This is a genomic window from Allopontixanthobacter sp. (genome assembly GCF_034376665.1).
Taxonomy (GTDB): domain Bacteria; phylum Pseudomonadota; class Alphaproteobacteria; order Sphingomonadales; family Sphingomonadaceae; genus Allopontixanthobacter.
This window is the reverse complement of the sequence record NZ_JAXMJI010000111.1, coordinates 1-19,631: the sequence shown is the minus strand read 5'-3', so window position 1 is coordinate 19,631 and position 19,631 is coordinate 1. Positions and strand designations below refer to the sequence as shown.

Sequence of the window (19,631 nt, the reverse complement as noted above, 5' to 3'; positions counted from 1 at the left end):
GGCGCAGGAATGCGGCATAGAGCCCGGCATCGAAATGATAGGCGTAGGGCAGTTCGGGCGATTGCGGTGTGCGGCGGCCAATCCGCATATGCATGGTGCGGGCCGCCAATTCGTTCAGCGAATAGCGCTGCAGCGGTTTCGCAAAGCCTAGCTTCTGCGCCCGCAACCAGTAATGCTGGAATGGAAGCATCCCCGCACTGCGGCCGATATTGCCGAAGGCGTGCATGTATGCCTCGCCGTCTCGCAGCCAGCCATCGAACTCAATACCCAGCTTGAAACTGGCCTTGGTCTCGCGCAGGAAATCCGCTTCGTCGATGTCCAGCGCACCGTTGAAAAGGTGGATCTGCGGAATTGTCGCCTCGCCCACGCCGATCGTGCCGATCGCCTCACTCTCGACCAATTCGATCACGGTTCCCGGCGGCGTGAAGCGGGCGAGCGCGGCGGCTGCCATCCAGCCTGCTGTGCCGCCGCCGACGATCAAATATCGCATGAGCTTCTGGTCCATCTTCCCGTAACCTTTCCGCCCCTAATTCTTCAGCCCCTAATCCTTCAGTCGGCGCCGCGTGAAATAGTAGCCTTCATAGTCACACCCGGAGACAGATGCTTCTGCAAAACGGCAGGGGCGGGGCGATTGACCCTGTTGACCATCGCCCCGCCCTACTGTCGATATCAGAAGCGGTACGCGGCCCCCACCAGATAGGTGCGGCCATACCGTTCGTAGTCGATGATCTGATCCCGGTCGCCGTTCTGGAAGCTTACGAAGGGTTCATCGCTCAGGTTGAGCGCCTGCAGCGTGACCGACAGACCTTCCAGCGAGGAGCCGTCTTCGAAACGGTAACCAATCTGCGCATCGAAGATCGATTCGGAATATGTCTCGCGGAAATTACGCGAGGCCGAGATACCGATGAACTCCGCCAGGAAGGATGTACGGAAGCGGTGGCTTAGGCGTGCCTCGAAACCGGATTTCTCGAAGAATGCTGTCGAGTTTACCACCCATTTGGATAGGCCGGGAACCGCCACATCAAATGAATCACCCTGAAGCGGAGTAACGGTTAGTTCGCTGTCTGTGTAAGATACGCTGGTCTGAAAACCTAAACCTTCCAGAGAAGGCGCCATCACTTCAAATGGCAGCAGCAAGCTGGCCTCGACACCGAAGATGTGCCCATCTGCGCCATTATCCGGTGCGCTTGCGAAGCCCAGCGTCGTGGTTGCATCGACGATTGCCCGCTGCGCTGCGCTCAGCGTTGGTAAAAGATAGGCGAAGTCGCGGATTACCGAAGAGCTCGGGTTAACGAAGTCGTCCAGCCATTTGTAATAACTGGCGACCGCCAGATAGCCTTTGCCGTCAGCAAAATACCATTCGTAAGAGGCATCGATGCCATCAGCCACATAGGGGCGCAATTGAGGATTGCCGCCACTTGCAGAGAAGATCGAGTTTAGTGCCCCTTGGGGCAACGCGCTGATCGACGCATTGGACGATGCGTTGAGCTGGTCCATGCGCGGGCGGGCGAGTGTGCGGGCAGCGCTCAGGCGCAGCTTCATATCGTCTGCGATTTCAAAGGTCAGGTTCACGCTCGGCAGAACATGCGCGTATTTGTCGCCTGCAGTGACCGGGGTCAGTACTGCATTAATACCGCCGGGTGAGTCGAAGCCGCTTGACGATTGATCTGTGAATACCAACTGGACACCGGCATTACCGGTCATCGGCACGCCGCCCAGATCCGATGCCAGATCAGCACGCAGATAGCCGGTATAGACCTTCTCGTTCACAACCCAGTCGCCCGGGAAGGGAAGGTCCGAGCTCTGAATGTCTGTCAGCACATATGTGCCGCCATTCAGCAGAGCGAAGGGATCATAGGCCACTTGCGGGCCAAAGCCCAGGAAGCCCAGCGCGGTTGTTGGTTCGAAAAGGGCATTCGTTGGAATCGGTGCCGAAAGTATCGCACCCGGATCATTGGGATTGGTTGAAGTTCCACCAGCCAGGCTGAGGAAGTTCTGCGTGATGTTACGCGCCTTGGAACGATCATTGTAAGCAAATCCGGCAACCAGTTGATCGATCAACCCGGATTCAACTATACCAATCACTTCGCCGCGGACGGTAAACAATTCATCTTCGGTTTCAGTGTCGTTGATAAAACCGGTCTGGACGATATTGCGCCCGCCGCCCCAGCCACGTGGGTCGGTCAGGCTGATCAGGCTGGTGTCGGCATAATTGATGGTATTGGTAAAGCTGTAAGGAAAACCACTCGAATTGCGCGTGTATGTGACCGTGTCCGATGGCAGCGTCCCTGCGGCGCCAAAGCCAAGGCCTGAATAGGTTTCGATCTGCTGCAGGCGGCGATCCGAATTGGAATAAGAAACATCCAGCGTCAGGATAACATCGTCATTTTCATATTTGGTGTTCCACCCTCCGGCGAAAGTGGTCGTATCACGGAGATCGAAATCGTTGCGAACAACCGGGCGCACGCCGGTCAATGTTACGCTATCGGGGAAATCGCCACCGCTGTTCGCGGTGATTTCGGTGCCGGCACCCCAGCCCGGGTTGAACGGGAATTCGATGCCGCGCTGCGGAATACGTTCACGGTAATCGGCGTAGAACACGTCGATTGAGGTATTCCATTCGGGGCTCGGTTCCCACTCGATAGTTCCGAACGCACCCAGACGGTCAAGATCGACCGAACGTGCAAAGGGCTTCATTCCGCCGAGTACTGCAAATCCAGCATCATCCGGGTATCCCCAGGCATTGAACCGCTCAACTTGGCTTGGAGAAGACTGATACGCCACGCCGACCGCGACACCCAGGGTATCGTCAGCGAACTGATCGACATAGGTCCCGGTTGCCCGGTAACCCCAACCGTCAACATCGGGGTTCAGCGAACCGTCTTCGTTGAACTCCATACGTCCGCTGACTGCAAGGATCCGGTCCGATTTGGAAAGCGGGCGGATGGTGCGCAGATCGACGGTTCCGGCCAGGCCCTGGCCGATCAGGCCGGCGAAGGGTGTCTTGTATACTATGCCCTGGTCGATCAATTCGGAAGGATATTGATCATATTCTACGCCGCGATTGTCGCCCGACGAAACGAGCTCGCGCCCATTGAGGAGCGATGTCGAGTAATCGGGGCCAAGGCCGCGAATCGACAGGCTTTGCGCGCGGCCATCGACGCGCTGAACGGCGAGACCGGGCAGGCGACCAAGTGTTTCTGCGATCGACACATCGGGCAGCTTGCCGATGTCTTCTGAGGAAAACGCCTCTGCGATGACCGGACTGGAGCGTTTCAGATTGATGGCAGTTTCCAGCGACTGGCGGAAACCGGAAACGACGATTACGCCGTCCTGTTCAGCTTCGCCTTCGTCCTCCGCTTCGGCTTCGCTCGCGACCGGTTCGGGGGCGTCCTGCGCCAGCGCGGCGGTTGATCCAAAGCCGCCGACCAGCGCCAGCGCCATGGCGGATCCACTGATTCCGTTCGTCAGAAAATTACGTCTTACCACGTCGTCGTCTCCCAGTCCCGCCGTGTTGCCAACGGCTCGATTGTTCTCATTGGAAAGCCAGCGCGGCCCACGGGCAGCTGCTTTTCAACTCTGCTTTAGGAGGTAAGAATTGGGCAGCGATAGCCAGCATACGTATGTTTGTGCAGCGCAGCATGATGAGGTGTCACGCAAATGCATCACACGGAGAGGTGTAGTTCCCCGTGCAAGATAGCTTTCGCCCGCAAAATAAATCTGTGCTAACTCCGCTTCGGGAGCAAAAAATGGGTCGAACACCCACCGGTAAACCGACAAGTTTTGACATTGCCTATCTGGCGGGCGTTTCCCAGCCAACTGTCAGCCGCGCCTTGCGGGGGGACCGATCGGTCAGCGCGGCCACGCGCGAGAAGATCGAGCACATCGCGCGCGATCTCAATTACACCGTCGACAAGAATGCCTCGTCCCTGCGCTCCCAGCGATCGAACACGCTGGCCCTGCTATTGTTCGAAGATCCCACGCCTGACGAAAGCATGATCAATCCGTTCTTCCTGGCGATGCTCGGTTCGATCACCCGCCACTGTGCATCGTGCGGGCTGGACCTGCTGATTTCGTTCCAGCGGATGGAGGACGATTGGCACGTCCGCTATCAGGACAGCCACCGCGCCGACGGGCTGATCCTGCTGGGTTACGGGGACTATTCGCTTTACGAAAGCCGGCTGGAACAATTGGTCCGGCAGGGGACGCATTTCGTCCGCTGGGGTTCGGTGGGGGACGACAATATCGGTGCCACCGTCGGATCGGACAATTTCGGTGCCGGCAGAATGGCGGGCGAACATCTGCTGGGTCTGGGACGAAGGGCGATCGCATTTCTGGGCCAGGCGGACGAACATTATCCCGAATTTGCCGACCGCTATCGCGGGCTGCGCGATGCGCTGGACCGGGCGGGGCTAGGCTTCGACGAACGGCTGCGGCTGGACGCGCTGACGACCGAGGAAGAAGGCTACCGCGCCGCGCGGTCTTTGCTGGCCCGCGGCGTATCCTTCGACGGCTTGTTCGCCGGCAGCGACCTGATCGCGATCGGTGCGCTCCGCGCCTTGGCGGAGGCAGGACTGGCGGTTCCGGATGACGTTGCAGTCGTCGGCTTCGACGATATCTCGACCGCGAGCGTCACGAGGCCGCCGCTTACCACCCTGATGCAGGATACCAAGAACGCGGGCGCGCTGCTGGTTGATACGCTGCTGGCCCGGATCGAAAATGCGCCGCTGCCCGACCGGACTTTGCCTGCCCAGCTGATTGTCCGGGAGAGCACTTGCGGGTCAGTCTGAAGGCAATCTGCAGACGCAAATGAACCCATCACATTCGTATGCAGCTTGTCGCGGGCCCTCGGCCGTGCCAGCCGTGCACGCTTGAAGGCGGCGCAAGTCCGCCAGCGACATGGGAAGGGGTCTGAAGATGGATCAACTGCGCGCCAAGCCACGGCAGAGTTTCTGGGGCCTGTGGAACATCAGCTTCGGCTTTTTCGGGATCCAGATCGGCTTCGCGCTGCAGAATGCGAACATGAGCCGCGTCTTCCAGACGCTCGGGGCCAGCATGGACGATCTTCCGTGGCTGTGGGCCGCCGCACCCCTGACCGGGCTCATCGTGCAGCCGATTGTCGGTCATTTTTCGGACCGGACCTGGACCCGTTTCGGTCGCCGCCGTCCCTATTTCCTGGTCGGCGCGCTGCTCGCCGCGGCGGCACTGCTGGCGATGCCGCTGGCACCGCTGATCGCCGCCCCGCTGGTGTTTGCCGCCGTCATGCTGTGGATGCTCGACGCCTCGCTCAACATCTCGATGGAGCCGTTTCGTGCATTTGTCGGCGATATGCTGGGGACCGACCAGCACAGCGCAGGCTACGCGGTACAGACCGCCTTCATCGGGACCGGCGCGGTTGTCGGGTCGATCTTCCCCTTCTTCCTTGAACAGTTGGGAGTCTCGAACCTTGCCGCCCCCGGCGAGCTGCCCGACACTGTGAAATTCAGCTTCTGGTTCGGCGCGATTGCGCTGTTCTGTGCCGTGTTCTGGACGGTCATTTCAACCACGGAGTACAGCCCGGAAGAGGTGGCTTCCTTTGCAGGTCCGGCGCTGGTCGACGAAGGCGCAGCGGCCCGCGCGCTCGCGGACAAGACATACGTTTCCGCCATGATCTGGGTCGCGCTCGGGGTCATCGTCGCGGCGGCGGTCGATCCGTTGTCGCTGGAGAAGGAAGTGTTCCTGCTGGGCGGCCTGCTGGCGGTTTACGGATTGCTCAGCGCCTTTGCGATCAGCCTGTCGAAGCAGGGGAAGACCGCGAATATGCTGTCCTCCATCGTCGGCGACTTCTCGGGTATGCCGGAGGTCATGAAGCGCCTTGCGGTAGTACAGTTCTTCAGCTGGTCCGCGCTGTTCATCATGTGGATCAACACCACGCCGGTGGTCACACAATATGTATTCGGCAGCACCGACACCGCCAGTGCGGCCTATAATGAAGGCGCCAATTGGGTGAATGTGCTGTTCACCGTCTATAACGGTGTCGCCGCCATCGCTGCCCTGGCGCTGCTTCCGGTGCTGTCGCGAAGGTACGGGCAGGTGACGACCCATTCGATCTGCCTGGTGCTGGGCGCGCTGGGATTCCTCGGCTTTTTTGTGCTGCGCGATGCCTATGCGCTGATCCTGTGCGAGATCGGGATCGGGATTGCATGGGCCTCGATCCTCGCCATGCCTTACGCCATTCTCGCGTCGAACCTGCCGCAGCGCAAACTCGGCATCTACATGGGGCTGTTCAACATCTTTATCGTGGTGCCGCAATTGCTGGTGGCAACCATCATGGGATCGATCATGAAGCTGTTTTTCCCGGGCGAACCGATCTGGACGATGCTGTTTGCCGCCTTGTCATTCCTGATCGCGGCCGTCGCCATGCAGCGGGTCGCCGCCGCCATTCCGGCGCGGGCGGGCATATAGGGCTTTACATTGTAACGTTCGCTGACGATCCTTCACCGCCAACCGAGGCACCGAAGCCAAACTAGGTCAAAGGATTACGCCTGTGCAACAATTCGCATTTCTTGCCGTCGCAGGTGCGCTCGCTCTCGGCGGGTGCACAACGGTCTCGGACGAACCGGCAGACAATTGCCGTGTCCTGGAAAGCGAGGGCTGGGCTGCGAATGTTGCCTCGGTGCCGGGCAATCCGGATCGTAACCAGCTGACGGTGACCGGGCGGGTCACCATGCCCACGCCCGCCTATACCTTTGCATGGGAGGCGGGCAGGCTCGACCGATCGGCGGTTCCGTCCTTCGAACTGCGCCTTTTGGCGACCCCGCCGGATGGGATGGTTGCCCAGGTGCTCGACACAAGTGAAGTGACCTATACCGGGCCTGCCGCCGCACCGCGCTACAGCGCCATCACGGTTACCTGCGAGGGGCGTGTCCTCGCACGGATCGAGGATGTGGGCTGATCTTCAGACCAGGATACGGTCGAGCAGCCAATACGCGCCGGTGATCCCGATGCCGTAGGATGCCAGCCGGATGCCGGTCTGCAATACGGGCTGCGACAGCTTGCGGATTGCTGCAAGCGCTGCCAGCACGGCAAAGACCACAAGGATCTGCCCGGCTTCCACGCCCAGATTGAACGCCAGCAACGCCGGGACAATATCCCCCGGCGGCAGACCGATCGCACTCAGCGCGCCTGCGAAGCCGAAGCCGTGGATCAGCCCGAACAGCAGCGCGATCACCCATGGGAAGCGCAGCGTGAGGCTCGGCGTTGTGCCGGGCTTCCGCAGGATTTCCGCCGCCATGAACACGATCGACAGCGCGATCAGCGCCTCGACCGGTTTCTGCGGCATCGACACGAAGCCCAGCGCCGCCGCGGCCAGGGTTACCGAATGCGCCAGCGTGAAGGCTGTCGCCGCGATCACTACCGCACGGGGACGGCGCAGCAGCAGGACCAGCGCGATGACGAACAGCAGATGGTCCCACCCGGCGAGGATATGTTCCACCCCGATCACGAAATAGCTCTGCAGGACCTGCCAGGTACTGGCCGGGCCGGTAATCGTGGCTGTGGGCTGTGCGGCAGTCAGCCGGTGAACCTGGACCGGCTGATCCAGCGGCGCGAGCCGGACGAGCGTGTCGCCGGGGCCCGCCAGCACAGGCACCGCGATCGTCCCTCCCGCGAGGCTGCGGGTACAAATTGCTTCGCCGCTGCCGAGTATCGCCCCGCCGACGAAGCCCTGCTTCGGTTCCTCCCGGTACCTGCAGGATTGCGGCAGGATCGGCACCGGAATTGCCCCGGCGGGCGGCTGGGCGAGGGGGAGTTTCCAGACGATCCGCCAGTCCCCGTCGCGCTGCTCGCTCATTTCGAGATAGCCGGGCCGCAATTCATCGGCGCGGGCCGCGCCGGGCAGCCACAGCAGCATCGCCAGCAGCGCGGCGAGCAGTTTCATTTCTGCACCGTCACCCGGTAGGCGCTGCGCAGCAATTCATAGGCGTCCTTCTTGCGCTGCGCTTCCGTGCTGCTGCGCCAGTCTGCCTCCACTTCCGTGCGGATGTCGGCCAGCGCGGGTGCCTCGCCAACCGCGCGGGTGCGGAGGCGGACCAGGTGCCAGCCGAAGCCCGACGCGACCGGACCCGCCCATGCGCTGCCCGGTTCCAGAGTGTCGAGCGCGCCGGTGAACGCGCGACCGAGCCGGCCCTCCACCTCAATGCGGGATGCGTTGTCGAAAGCCGGTGGCAGTGAAATCGCCTCGCCCTCCGCCGCGCCGTCTGCCAGCGCTACTGCCGCCGCGGCGCGCTCCGTAAAATACATCTGGTCGAAACTGTAGCGCACATCGGGTGCAAAGCGTTCGGGGTGCTGCTGCAGCCAATCAGCCAGAGCCGCATCCGGCACGGCTGACGTTTCGGCCATGCTGGCGGCAAGATAGTCCATCTTGTTGGCGAGACGTTTTCGCACCACAGTATCGTCACGGTCGAGACCAAGGCGGATCGCCTCGCGGTAAAGCACTTCCTCCCGCAGGAAAATCTCCACCAATGTATCCAGTTCGGCATCGGTCGGCGGGCGCTGCATGGTGCGTTCCCATTGCAGGGCCATCGCCGCGCGGTCTTCGCGCGTGACCGTGATGGTCCGGCTGGCCGGATCGGCCGGTTCGCCCACCCATGCAAAATAGAGGAACAGCGCCGTCGCCGCAGCCAGAAAATGTACGATCGGCTCGCGGGTCCAGCCGAGCAGGGGCATCAGGCGGCAGGTCCGATCCAGATGGGCGAGCTATAGGCCCGTTCCTGCGCCACAGCGTCGTTCATGGCTTCCGGCGACAGGGTCATGTCGAACCGCAAAGCGTCGAACAAGGGCCAGCGCGGGGTCGGGATTTCCAGCACCCGGACATAGTAGAACGCCCGCTGGCCCGCTCGGTAATCGGGATCGGTCCAGACCGTGCGCAATTCGGCCGCGCCAATGGAATTGGTGTAGCGCGCCGTCTTGCGGTCCACCGTATCGCCGACCGCCGGAACCCTGCCATTTGCCCGGCGGCGCTTGTCACTGTCGGACCACGCGACATCGTAGATTTTCTCCCGCGCGGTCCCGTCCGCCTCGGTCCACCCCTTGATGATCTGCACCCGGTCGAGATGGGCGCCGTCCGGGTCCTTCAGCGCGGACACCAGGAACTGCGGCGCCTTGCCGCTGTCCGCCAGTTCGCCCCCCATCGGAACGCCGTTCCGGTAGCCTGCGCGAACCCAATCCCCCTCGAACGCGTTGTCGGCGAAATCGAACCCGCCGAAAAACCGCACCACCATGCGCGGCCCGGTGGTGGCATAGACCTCGCGCCGCATCATCGCGTCGAAAATCTCCGCCCGCGTATTGGCCCGCGCCCAGACCGCCGCATAGCCGCCCGCGAGATAGTTCCAGCCGAAGCGGCCAACCTGCGTCCCCAGGTTCTGCGGCGCGTTGGCGCGCACTCCGCTCGGTTCGTTGCCGGTGTGCTTGCCGAAGAAATTGTCCTCGTCCCCGGTGGCGAGCGAGGTGTGGCTGTCGGTCGAACCGATCATCCCGAATTTATACGGGTTAACTCCGGTTCGCTGTTCGATCGACAGGCCGCGCTTCAGGGCTTCTCGGAGGTATTCGCCGGCGAACATCGGATCGGCCTTGGCCCGCGACAGCGTCAGATTACCGATATCCCAGCCCTTCCTGCCGAAATCCGCGAACTCGTCGTTGGGCGAAAGGAACGGATGCGTTTCGCTGTCGCCCTTGATCTGAGTCGCTTCCACCACGGGTTCGCGCAGGGCACGGCGGCGGGCGTATTCGGCCGACATCGGCCCTCCGCTGGCGTCCGTCAGTTCGAACATCAACCCGTTGGAGAGGTTGGAATTGTGCGGAATGGCGAGCACCCTGCCGCCGGTCGCGCGTTCATAGGCATCCATGTAATCGAACAGCCCGTCCACTTCTTCGGTCAGTCCGGGATAGGGCAGGACTTTCGAAGTCCGCTCGATTCCGTCGCGGAACATGACCACCCGGTGGAGATTGTTGCCGTCGGGCTGATAGGTGTATTCGAACCCGGCCAGCGGGGTAAATTTACCGGGCCGGTAATAGCGGTCGAGCACCCGCAGCTGGTCGTTCCAGATATCGCTGGTGGTCTCTTCGCGCCGGTCCGGATCCATCATGGCTTCCGGCAGCGTCCCCGCCCCGGCGGCGGAGATCAGTTCCGCTGTGGCGCGCGCGGATTGCTGGGGGGATTCGTGCATCATGTCGTACCAGCGGCGCAGCGTTTCGTCGCGAATGGCGATACGCGGAGCATCGTAGATTCGCCGCATCACCCCCAGCCCGTCGCTGTGATCGGCGATCACGAGGAAATCGAGCGGACGGGCAAGTTTCGCCTTGATCCCGGTGGTCGAGGTGACTTCGTCGCCCCGCGCAAATTTCAGCGCGTCTTCAGGCCCGAGGCGCACACCGAAACCAAACGCGTCGATCGAATTGTCGGTGTGCAGATGGGTATCGCCCCACAGGACAGTCTCGGGATATTCGGTCAGCGCAATGGCCGCTTCGGCCTCGGCGACTTCCTCTGGGTCGATCACCGCAGGCCGGGAAAGCCAGTATCCGCCTGCTCCGAGAAGCGCGACGGCCGCACCGACTGCAGCTATTATCCTGATCTTGCCCATCCCGTTTCCCCCACCCAAAGTATTCGCGCCACCGACGTTGCGGTGTGCGGACGCAGCGTGCGGCAGAAACAGGTTGCAGGTCAAGACTGGCCGACCTGCGGATGTGTCCTCCACAAGCCGCACTTGCGGCACTGCGCTCGCCAGCGCCGCCGCACGACAGAGCGGGAGTTCCGTCATGCTTGGCAAAAGGTGCCAATCCATCTAATTACCACCAATGCAAGCTTCCCAAAGCGACCCTGCCCTCAATTTCTGTCAGGCCTGCACTGTCCGCAATCGTGCCATCTGTGCCGATCTCGACGATGAGGAGATCCGTCTGCTCAACGCCATCGGACGCCGCAAGACAATTGCGCAGGGGGAGCAGCTGCTCTGGGAAGGCGACGATGCCGTGCTGGTGGCGAATGTCATCGAGGGCGTGCTGAAACTTTCGACCCAGACTGCGGACGGAAAAGAGCAGATCCTGGGGCTGGTCTATGCATCCGATTTTCTCGGCCGACCGTTCGGCCTGACCACACCCTACGGGGTCGAAGCGCTGACGGAAGCGCAGGTGTGTGTGTTCCAGCGCAGCGATTTCGACCGCTTCGCGCGCGAACATCCGAAACTGTCGCATAAGCTGCTCGAACGTACGCTGACGGAACTCGACCGGACCCGGCGCTGGATGCTGCTGCTCGGGCGGATGAATGCGGAACAGAAACTCGCCAGTTTTCTGCTGGAAACCACGGAGCGCCTGGCCCCGTCATCCTGCAGTTTCGTGCCGGCCGACGGCCCGCAGACGATCGAACTGCCGCTGTCCCGGCAACAGATCGCCGACGTGCTCGGCCTCACCATCGAAACGGTCAGCCGCCAGTTCACCAAAATGAAGAACGACGGACTGATCGATATTTCCGGCCGAAGGGAAGTAACGGTCCTTCGGCCGGAGGAACTGGCCGAGCGCGCCAGCTAGGCGGGCCGCAAGGCCCGCCGCGGCATCATGGCTTTGAAACGCGTCAGAACTGGTAGGCCAGGCCCGCGCTGAGCACCCAGGGATCGAGCCGGTGTTCGGTCTGGATCGCAACCGTATCCCCGGCGAACCAGCGTGCGGTCGTATCGATGAAATAGCGTTTCGCATCGACGCTGAGGCTGAGACCGCGGTCGTTGAGGGGCAAATCCGCACCGGCCTGCAGAACCAGGCCAAATTCGTCCGAAAGATCGAAATCGGTCACGCCGAGGGGGATGGTGGCCGCGCCGCGCTGTTCATCGATGAAGATGAAATAAGCTGCGCCCGCCCCGACATAGGGTTTGATCGCGCCGAGGTCGAAATGGTATTTCGCGGTGAATGTCGCAGGAATGAGCTTCGCGTCGGAAACCAGCTCCGCGCCCGGTAGCCCGGTGGTTCCATCGACATCATGCTGGGTCAAGCAGCAGATCGTTTCGACCGAAAAATTGTTGGTCAGGAAATACTCGATTGCAACCGTGGGAACGACATTGTCGTTGGCTTTCGTCTGGGTGTTCGTCGGCAGACCGACAAGATCAGTCTCGAATTTCGTGATTTCCCCGTCCGGCAATACGGCGGTGGCAAACGCCTTGACCTGGACCGATCCGGCGCGGTCCTGCGCCATCGCGGTGCCCGATGCGGCAAGCGATCCCAAGGCGAACAGACAGACAGTATGCAGCAGTTTCATTCCATTTTCCCGGCAACGCAGTGGCCACCACATATGGCCCAGGTTTCTTGCGTTGCGCGCCAGCTATTGACGGCACACTCGCAGGGGATCATTGACGCAGATCAACAAATTCGCTGCATTGCGGTATAATATTTGAAAAAATAAGACCTGTGCGGCGCGCTTAGCCTGGAGATCCCTCGGTTGATCCTTTGCATCATTAGGTATCTTTTAGCTTCTTGATCTGGATCAAAGCGGCCTCCCGCAGTGCACCATAGAGCACCGCAAACGGACGGAGATTATAATGCGCGCGGAAGCTGCACTTGGCCGCACAGGCCTGTGGTTGGGGGTATTCCTCCTGTCGGTAATCGTCATTGCGACAGCGGCCGACTGGGGCTTCGCGGCGCATGCCACGATTGTCGCGGTGGTGGCCTTTGCCTTCATGGTGACGAGCGCCATGCGCTTTGATCCCCTGAGCAAGGCGCAAGGATTCTTCCGGATGCCCGAAGGTCCCTCGCTCTACGATGACGATGTCATCCGCTGGGGCGTGATCGCGACCATGTTCTGGGGCATGGCCGGCTTCCTCGCCGGGCTGTTCATCGCTTTGCAGCTTGCTTTTCCGCAGCTCAACTTCGAACCCTATCTGAATTTCGGCCGGGTAAGGCCGCTGCATACCAGCGCGGTAATCTTCGCGTTCGGCGGCAACGCGCTGATCGCCACGAGTTTCTATGTCGTGCAGCGCACTTGCCGGACCCAGCTGGCGTTTCCCAGCCTCGCCCGGTTCGTGTTCTGGGGCTACCAGATGTTCATCGTGCTGGCCGCCAGCGGGTACCTGCTGGGGATTACCCAGTCCAAGGAATACGCCGAACCGGAATGGTATGTCGATCTGTGGCTGACCATCGTGTGGGTGGCCTATGCCGTAGTTTTCATCGGTACGCTGGTGCGTCGGCACGAACCGCATATCTATGTCGCCAACTGGTTCTATCTCGCCTTCATCCTGACGATCGCGATGCTGCATATCGTCAACAATCTGGCGGTGCCGATCAGCTTTCTGGGTTCGCGCAGCTACAGCGCCTTTTCCGGGGTGCAGGACGCGCTGACGCAGTGGTGGTACGGCCATAATGCGGTGGGCTTCTTCCTGACCGCGGGCTTCCTGGCGATGATGTATTACTTTGTCCCCAAGCAGGCGAACCGCCCGATCTATAGTTACCGCCTGTCGATCATCCACTTCTGGTCGCTGATCTTCCTCTATATCTGGGCCGGACCGCACCATCTGCATTACACCGCGCTGCCCGACTGGGCGCAGACGCTGGGGATGGTGTTTTCCGTCATGCTGTGGATGCCCAGCTGGGGCGGCATGATCAACGGGCTGATGACGCTGAACGGCGCGTGGGACAAGGTCCGCACCGATCCAATCATCCGGATGATGGTGATGGCGCTGGCGTTCTACGGCATGAGCACCTTCGAAGGGCCGATGCTGTCGATCAAGAGCGTCAACAGCCTGTCGCATTATACCGACTGGACCATCGGCCATGTGCATTCCGGCGCGCTTGGCTGGAACGGCATGATCACCTTTGCCTGCGTCTATTTTCTGGTGCCGCGCCTGTGGAAGCGGGAACGGATGTATTCGCTGCGGATGATCAACTGGCATTTCTGGCTGGCGACCATCGGGATCGTTTTCTACGCCTCCAGCATGTGGGTCGCCGGGATCACGCAGGGCCTGATGTGGCGCGAATATGGCGTGGACGGCTATCTGGTGAACAGCTTTGCCGACACCGTCGCCGCGCTCCACCCGATGTACATCATGCGCGCGTTTGGCGGCCTCCTGTATCTCGGCGGCGGGGTCATCATGGCGTATAATTTCTGGATGACCGTGGCGGGCCATCTGCGCGACGAAGCGCCGATGACCGACGCACCCCACGATCCGGATGCCGATCGTCCGATCGTCCAGCCCATCCCCAGCACCGTTCCGGCCGAATAGAGGGCGCAGCCATGACCAATCCCGTCAAAGAGCCATTTGCAGGCCACAAGAAGCTGGAGCGCAACATCACGCTGCTGGCCGCGGCGACCTTTGTGACCGTCGCCATCGGCGGCCTCGTAGAAATCGCGCCGCTGTTCTGGATCGACAATACGATCGAGGAAGTGGAGGGGATGCGCCCCTATACTCCGCTGGAACAGGCCGGGCGCGACATCTATGTGCGCGAAGGCTGCTATTCCTGCCACAGCCAGATGATCCGCCCCTTCCGCGACGAGGTGGAACGCTATGGCCATTACAGCCTCGCCGCCGAAAGCATGTATGACCATCCCTTCCAATGGGGGTCGAAGCGCACTGGGCCGGACCTCGCCCGGGCAGGTGGCCGCTATTCGGATGAATGGCACGTACAGCACCTCCGCGATCCGCAGAGCGTGGTGCCGGAAAGCGTGATGCCGCAATACAGTTTCCTAGCTGAAACCGAACTAGAGGTTCCCGATGCTTCCGCTCAGCTGACTGCGTTGCGCCGGGTCGGGGTGCCTTATTCCGACCGGGACATCGAACTGGCGGCGGGTGACATCCAGCTTCAGGCGGATCCCGACGCGGCGGGCGATGTGGCCGAATTCCAGGAGCGCTACCCCAAGGTCCAGGTCCGCGATTTCGACGGTGACCCGGCGCGCATTACCGAAATGGATGCGCTGGTGGCCTATCTCCAGATGCTCGGCACACTGGTCGATTTCGGCAGCGCGGCGGCGCAGGAGGAACTGGCGCAGGAGAAAGGCCGGTGACCGCATACGAAACCCTGCGGCATTTCGCCGACAGTTACGGGCTGGTCGCGATGCTGTTCGTATTTCTGACGCTGTGCGCCTGGCCGTTCCGACCTGGGGCGAAGCACCACAACCATTCCGCTGCGCACTCAATTTTCAAGGATGATCAGGATGGCCAATAGGCGCATCGACGAGCCAACCGGCACCGAAACCGTCGGTCACGAATGGGACGGGATCGAGGAACTCAACACCCCGCTTCCGCGGTGGTGGCTGTGGACGTTCTACCTGACAATCATTTTCTCGGTCGGCTACATCATTGCCTATCCCGCATGGCCGCTCGTGAACAAGGGGACCAAGGGAGTGCTCGGCTGGACCAGCCGCGGGCAGTTGGCAGAGGAAGTGACCGCAGCCGACCTGGCGCAGGTGAGCGTGCGCGAAGCACTCGCCCGCACGCCGATCGAACGGCTGCCCGAAGACAGCGAACTGATGGCCCAGGCGGTTGCCGGCGGAAGGGCCGCGTTCAAGGTCAATTGCAGCCAATGCCACGGGTCCGGCGCAGCGGGCAGCCAGCGGCTCGGCTATCCCAATCTGAACGACGATGACTGGTTGTGGGGCGGCGATCCGCGCGCGATCGAATTCACGCTGGTACACGGCATCCGCCAGGCGGGGGACGACGAAACCCGGTTCAGCACGATGCCGCCGTTTGCCGGGGCGTTCGAACCCGCGCAGCTGGACGCGCTGATCACGCATGTCCTGTCGCTCAGCGGCAAGGGGCAGGCGAACCCGGTCGGTGCGCAGACTTTCGCGGACAATTGCGCCGCCTGCCATGGCGCGGCGGGAGAAGGTAGCCGGGAACTCGGCGCGCCGCGCCTCAACGATGCAATTTGGCTCCGCGGCAGCAGCCGTGAGGATTTGCGGAACCAGATCCTGAATCCGCGCATGGGGGTGATGCCCAAGTGGGAAGGTCGCCTCGATCCGGTAACGATCCGGATGCTGACCGCCTACGTCCACTCGCTCGGCGGGGGCGAAGATTTCGTGGAGGTTGCCGCGGATCCGGCGATCGACGTCGATGCACAGCCTTAGCACCGGGCCTAACCCCGGCGACCAGGGCGGCGAAGCGCGGCCAGAAAAGCTCTACGAGGCGCGTGCTGCGGTCCACAACAAGCGGATCGACGGACCGTTCCGCCGGTTCAAATGGTTCGTCATGCTGGTCACGCTCGGCATCTATTACGCGACCCCATGGCTGCGCTGGGATCGCGGTCCTTACGCGCCCGATCAGGCGGTGCTGGTCGATATGGCGAACCGGCGGTTCTATATGTTCGGCATCGAGATCTGGCCGCACGAATTCTATTTCGTGGCCGGCCTGCTGATCATGGCCGGGATCGGGCTGTTCCTCGTAACCAGCGCGGTCGGGCGCGCGTGGTGCGGATATGCCTGCCCGCAGACTGTGTGGACCGATCTGTTCCAGCACGTCGACCGTTTCGTCGATGGGGACCGCAACGCCCGTATCCGGCTCGACGCCGCGCCATGGACCTGGGGCAAGGTTTTCAAGCGCGGCTTCAAATGGTCGATCTATGCAATTATCGGGTTCGCCACGGGCGGCGCCTGGATCCTCTATTTCGCCGATGCGCCCACGCTGATGCGCGATTTCTTCACCGCGCAGGCCGCGCCCATTGCCTATATCACCGTGGCCGTCCTGACCCTGACCACGGTTACTCTAGGTGGGTTCATGCGCGAGCAGGTGTGCATTTACATGTGCCCATGGCCGCGAATCCAGTCCGCGATGCTCGACGAAAAATCGCTGATCGTCACCTATAAGGACTGGCGCGGCGAACCGCGCGGCAGCGTCAAGAAAGCGCAGAAGAGCCCCGACGATTTCGGCGACTGCATCGACTGCATGCAATGCGTTGCGGTCTGCCCGACCGGCATCGACATCCGCGAAGGCGCGCAGATCGGATGTATCACCTGCGCGCTGTGCATTGACGCCTGCGACAAGGTAATGGCCGAAGTGGGCCGCCCCCGCGGTCTGATCGATTATGCGACGCTGGAGGATTGCGAACGCGAGGCGAAGGGCGAAACGCCGCGCCCGCCGTGGCGCACGCTGCTGCGTCCGCGGACCATCGCCTATACCCTCATCTGGGGCAGCATCGGGCTTGGCCTTCTGTTCGCGCTCGGGGTGCGAAGCCATACCGACCTGACAGTCTCGGCCGATCGCAATCCGCCCTTCATGCTGATGAGTGACGGTTCGGTGCGCAATTCCTTCACGCTCAAGCTGCGCAATATGGAAAGCCGCCCGCGCGATATGGAAATCGCGGTCGAGGGCCTGCCCGGGGCGGTGATGTGGTCCGACACCATCCGGCGCGGCGATGCGGCACCAAAGCAGATCGTTACGGTACCGGCGGACCAGACGCTGACGGTCCGCGCCTATGTGATCGTGCCGGCTGAGACAGCGGCGCAGGACTTTGCCTTCCTACTGACGTCGCAGGACGAACAGCGGGAGACGGATTTGGTGGAAACGCGCTTCTCCGCGCCGGGAGAAGAACCATGAGCAAGCCCTTTACCGGACGGCATATGTGGGCCGTCATGATCTGCGGGTTCGGCGTGGTCATCGGGGTCAATTTCTTCATGGCGACGCTGGCGGTCCGCGGGTTCGGCGGCGTGGTGGTCGAAAACTCCTATGTCGCGAGCCAGAAGTTCAACGGCTGGCTGAGCGCCGCGCGGGAGCAGGAACAGCTCGGCTGGTCTGCGCAGGCAGTGCGGCAGGCCGACGGAAACGTTCGGATCGTGACCGCGGGCGTTCCGGCCGGGGCGGATGTTTCGGCGCGATTCCGCCGTCCTTTGGGCAAGCCGGAAACGCTTGATCTGGACTTCAATTCCGCAGCGCCGGGCGAATATGTCTCGTCAGCGTCGGTGCCCTCCGGCCGGTGGATCGCCCGGATCGCGATACTCACGCAGGACGATCGCTGGACCGGGGAAGTGCGCATCGAATGAACGCTCCCGCAAGCCTCGAACCCGCTGGTTCCATGCCGCTGGCCGATACCCGGCTGACCGTGCCCGGAATGCGCTGTGCGGGCTGCATCGCCAAAATCGAACGCGGCCTTGGCGGGGTGGAGGGGGTGGCGAGCGCGCGGGTGAATTTCTCCGCCCGGCGCGTAGCGGTCAGCCATGACGCGCGTCTGACGGAAGAGGCGCTGGTCGAGGAGCTGCGCCAACTGGGCTTCGAAGCGCAGGCCGTGGCAGCGAACTCGCTGGCGCAGGATGGCCGCGAAAGCCGGACCCTGCTGCGCGCGCTGGCGGTGGCGGGGTTCGGGATGATGAACATCATGCTGCTGTCGGTCAGCGTCTGGTCGGGCGCGAACGGAGTGACGCGCGAGTTGTTCCATTGGCTATCGGCCCTGATCGGCGTGCCGGTGATTCTTTATTCCGGGCGGCCGTTCTTCGCGTCTGCCGCCATGGCGCTGCGCTATCGCCGGACCAATATGGACGTGCCAATCTCCATCGGCGTGCTGCTGGCGGGCGGGCTCAGCCTTTACGAGACATTCATCGGCGGCGAACATGCCTATTTCGACAGTGCGGTGATGCTGCTGTTCTTCCTGCTGGCGGGCCGTGCGCTGGATGCGGCAATGCGCAACCGGACCCGCGCGGGCATCGGGGCCTTGCTTGGCCGCATGGGCCGGAGCGCCGGTGTGGTGCAGGCGGACGGTTCGATCCTTCGGCTGAAAGCGGAAGATTTGCAGCCAGGTATGCTGATGCTGGTCGCCGCCGGAGAAGCGCTGGCGGCGGACGGGGTGCTGGAAAGCCGCTGCGGCACGATCGACAACGCCATGCTGACCGGCGAAAGCACGCCTGAACAGGTGGTAACGGGCGACCTCGTTCACGCCGGCACGGTCAATCTGATGGAGCCGATCGAGGTTCGCATTACCCAGACCGGCAGCGATACCGCGCTGGCGGAGATTGCCCGGCTGATGGACGAGGCTGGCCAGTCGCGCAGCCGCTATGTCCGGATCGCCGACCGCGCTTCCCGCCTCTACGCGCCCGCTGTGCATTCGCTCGCTCTGCTGGCCTTTGTCGGCTGGATGATTGCAGGGGCCGGATGGCACCAGTCGCTGGTCATTGCCATAGCGGTGCTGATCATCACCTGCCCCTGCGCCATGGGCCTCGCCGTCCCCGCCGCGCAAGTGGTTGCATCGGGCGCGCTCATTCGCCGCGGACTGCTGGTCAAGGACGGGAGCGCGCTGGAACGGCTGGCAGAAGTCGATGCGGTGATCTTCGACAAGACCGGAACCCTCACGCTGGGCGATCTGCGTGCAGAGATTACCAGTCTCGGGCGGGGCGACCCTGAAATTGCGCTCGCCCTGGCGCAGACGAGCCGCCACCCGCTCAGCGTCGGCCTTGCCCGTTCGCTCACCGCAGCCGGGTTCAAACCTGCCGCCGTTGCGGAAATTCGCGAAACGGGCGGGATCGGCGTTACCGGTCTGTACGAAGGTGTGGAGGTCGCGCTCGAGCGGGCGGAAGTTACCGCTGATTGCCCGCAGGTTAGCCTGCGCATCGGCGACCGGAGCGTTCCGATTGCCTTCGCCGACCGGTTACGCTCGGACGCCGGACTAGCGGTCGCTGCTCTGGGCGCCATGGGGCTGGA

At 62.3% G+C, this 19,631-nt stretch carries 17 protein-coding genes; 11 read left to right on the top strand and 6 right to left on the bottom strand.

Translation table 11 applies throughout. From position 1 onward, the window contains the following. Both U0988_RS12610 and U0988_RS12605 read right to left on the bottom strand, forming a co-directional pair. A partial coding sequence (locus U0988_RS12610; protein WP_322292979.1) for a tryptophan 7-halogenase occupies nt 1-505 on the bottom strand: 505 nt, incomplete at its 3' end. Between the two features lie 164 nt (nt 506-669). Next, nucleotides 670-3,444: a TonB-dependent receptor gene (locus tag U0988_RS12605; protein ID WP_322292980.1), complete on the bottom strand. Its 2,775-nt coding sequence runs from the start codon at nt 3,442-3,444 to the stop codon at nt 670-672. Between the two features lie 305 nt (nt 3,445-3,749). Here U0988_RS12605 and U0988_RS12600 point away from each other — a divergent pair, with 305 nt between their 5' ends. The 3 genes from U0988_RS12600 (at nt 3,750) to U0988_RS12590 (ending at nt 6,934) form a co-directional block, all read left to right on the top strand. Continuing rightward, complete coding sequence (locus U0988_RS12600; protein WP_322292978.1) at nt 3,750-4,790, top strand: LacI family DNA-binding transcriptional regulator; 1,041 nt, start codon at nt 3,750-3,752, stop codon at nt 4,788-4,790. A 127-nt stretch (nt 4,791-4,917) separates the two neighbouring features. Further along, on the top strand, nt 4,918-6,444 hold the full coding sequence (locus tag U0988_RS12595) for an MFS transporter (protein WP_322292977.1): 1,527 nt from the start codon (nt 4,918-4,920) through the stop codon (nt 6,442-6,444). A gap of 82 nt (nt 6,445-6,526) precedes the next feature. Then, on the top strand, nt 6,527-6,934 hold the full coding sequence (locus tag U0988_RS12590) for a hypothetical protein (protein WP_322292976.1): 408 nt from the start codon (nt 6,527-6,529) through the stop codon (nt 6,932-6,934). A gap of 3 nt (nt 6,935-6,937) precedes the next feature. Here U0988_RS12590 and U0988_RS12585 read toward each other — a convergent pair whose 3' ends face one another. From U0988_RS12585 to U0988_RS12575, 3 genes are read right to left on the bottom strand one after another with little or no spacing between them, the layout of a single operon-like run. Beyond that, nucleotides 6,938-7,918 (bottom strand): HupE/UreJ family protein, encoded by a 981-nt coding sequence (locus U0988_RS12585; protein ID WP_322292975.1) that lies wholly within the window; start codon nt 7,916-7,918, stop codon nt 6,938-6,940. Then, a complete protein-coding gene (locus tag U0988_RS12580) occupies nt 7,915-8,706 on the bottom strand; it encodes a peptidylprolyl isomerase (RefSeq protein ID WP_322292974.1) in 792 nt (263 codons plus the stop codon). The genes U0988_RS12585 and U0988_RS12580 overlap by 4 nt, the downstream gene beginning before the upstream one ends. Beyond that, the gene (locus U0988_RS12575) at nt 8,706-10,619 is read right to left on the bottom strand and encodes a DUF3604 domain-containing protein (protein WP_322292973.1); all 1,914 of its coding nucleotides are present in this window, start codon (nt 10,617-10,619) and stop codon (nt 8,706-8,708) included. The genes U0988_RS12580 and U0988_RS12575 overlap by 1 nt, the downstream gene beginning before the upstream one ends. Before the next feature lie 214 nt (nt 10,620-10,833). Between U0988_RS12575 and U0988_RS12570 the strand changes: the two genes are divergently transcribed. Then, nucleotides 10,834-11,559, top strand: coding sequence for a Crp/Fnr family transcriptional regulator (locus U0988_RS12570; protein ID WP_322292972.1), 726 nt, complete (start codon nt 10,834-10,836; stop codon nt 11,557-11,559). A gap of 43 nt (nt 11,560-11,602) precedes the next feature. Here the strand turns inward: U0988_RS12570 and U0988_RS12565 are convergent, their stop codons facing one another. Further along, nucleotides 11,603-12,277 (bottom strand): OmpW/AlkL family protein, encoded by a 675-nt coding sequence (locus U0988_RS12565; RefSeq protein WP_322292971.1) that lies wholly within the window; start codon nt 12,275-12,277, stop codon nt 11,603-11,605. 280 nt (nt 12,278-12,557) lie between these two features. Here U0988_RS12565 and ccoN point away from each other — a divergent pair, with 280 nt between their 5' ends. The 7 genes from ccoN to U0988_RS12530 form a co-directional block, all read left to right on the top strand. After that, nucleotides 12,558-14,234 (top strand): cytochrome-c oxidase, cbb3-type subunit I, encoded by a 1,677-nt coding sequence (gene ccoN / locus U0988_RS12560; RefSeq protein ID WP_322292970.1) that lies wholly within the window; start codon nt 12,558-12,560, stop codon nt 14,232-14,234. An 11-nt stretch (nt 14,235-14,245) separates the two neighbouring features. Beyond that, nucleotides 14,246-15,013 carry a cytochrome-c oxidase, cbb3-type subunit II gene (ccoO, locus tag U0988_RS12555; protein ID WP_322292969.1) on the top strand — a complete coding sequence of 256 codons (768 nt, stop codon included), beginning with the start codon at nt 14,246-14,248 and terminating at the stop codon, nt 15,011-15,013. Next, complete coding sequence (locus U0988_RS12550; protein WP_322292968.1) at nt 15,010-15,174, top strand: cbb3-type cytochrome c oxidase subunit 3; 165 nt, start codon at nt 15,010-15,012, stop codon at nt 15,172-15,174. The genes ccoO and U0988_RS12550 overlap by 4 nt, the downstream gene beginning before the upstream one ends. Then, nucleotides 15,164-16,075, top strand: a complete 912-nt coding sequence (ccoP, locus tag U0988_RS12545; protein ID WP_322292967.1) for a cytochrome-c oxidase, cbb3-type subunit III — start codon at nt 15,164-15,166, stop codon at nt 16,073-16,075. The genes U0988_RS12550 and ccoP overlap by 11 nt, the downstream gene beginning before the upstream one ends. Next, nucleotides 16,062-17,540, top strand: coding sequence for a cytochrome c oxidase accessory protein CcoG (gene ccoG / locus U0988_RS12540; protein WP_322292966.1), 1,479 nt, complete (start codon nt 16,062-16,064; stop codon nt 17,538-17,540). The genes ccoP and ccoG overlap by 14 nt, the downstream gene beginning before the upstream one ends. Further along, the gene (locus U0988_RS12535; RefSeq protein ID WP_322292965.1) at nt 17,537-17,983 is read left to right on the top strand and encodes a FixH family protein; all 447 of its coding nucleotides are present in this window, start codon (nt 17,537-17,539) and stop codon (nt 17,981-17,983) included. The genes ccoG and U0988_RS12535 overlap by 4 nt, the downstream gene beginning before the upstream one ends. After that, the coding region (locus U0988_RS12530; protein ID WP_322292964.1) for a heavy metal translocating P-type ATPase at nt 17,980-19,631 on the top strand (1,652 nt) is incomplete at its 3' end. The genes U0988_RS12535 and U0988_RS12530, both read left to right, overlap by 4 nt.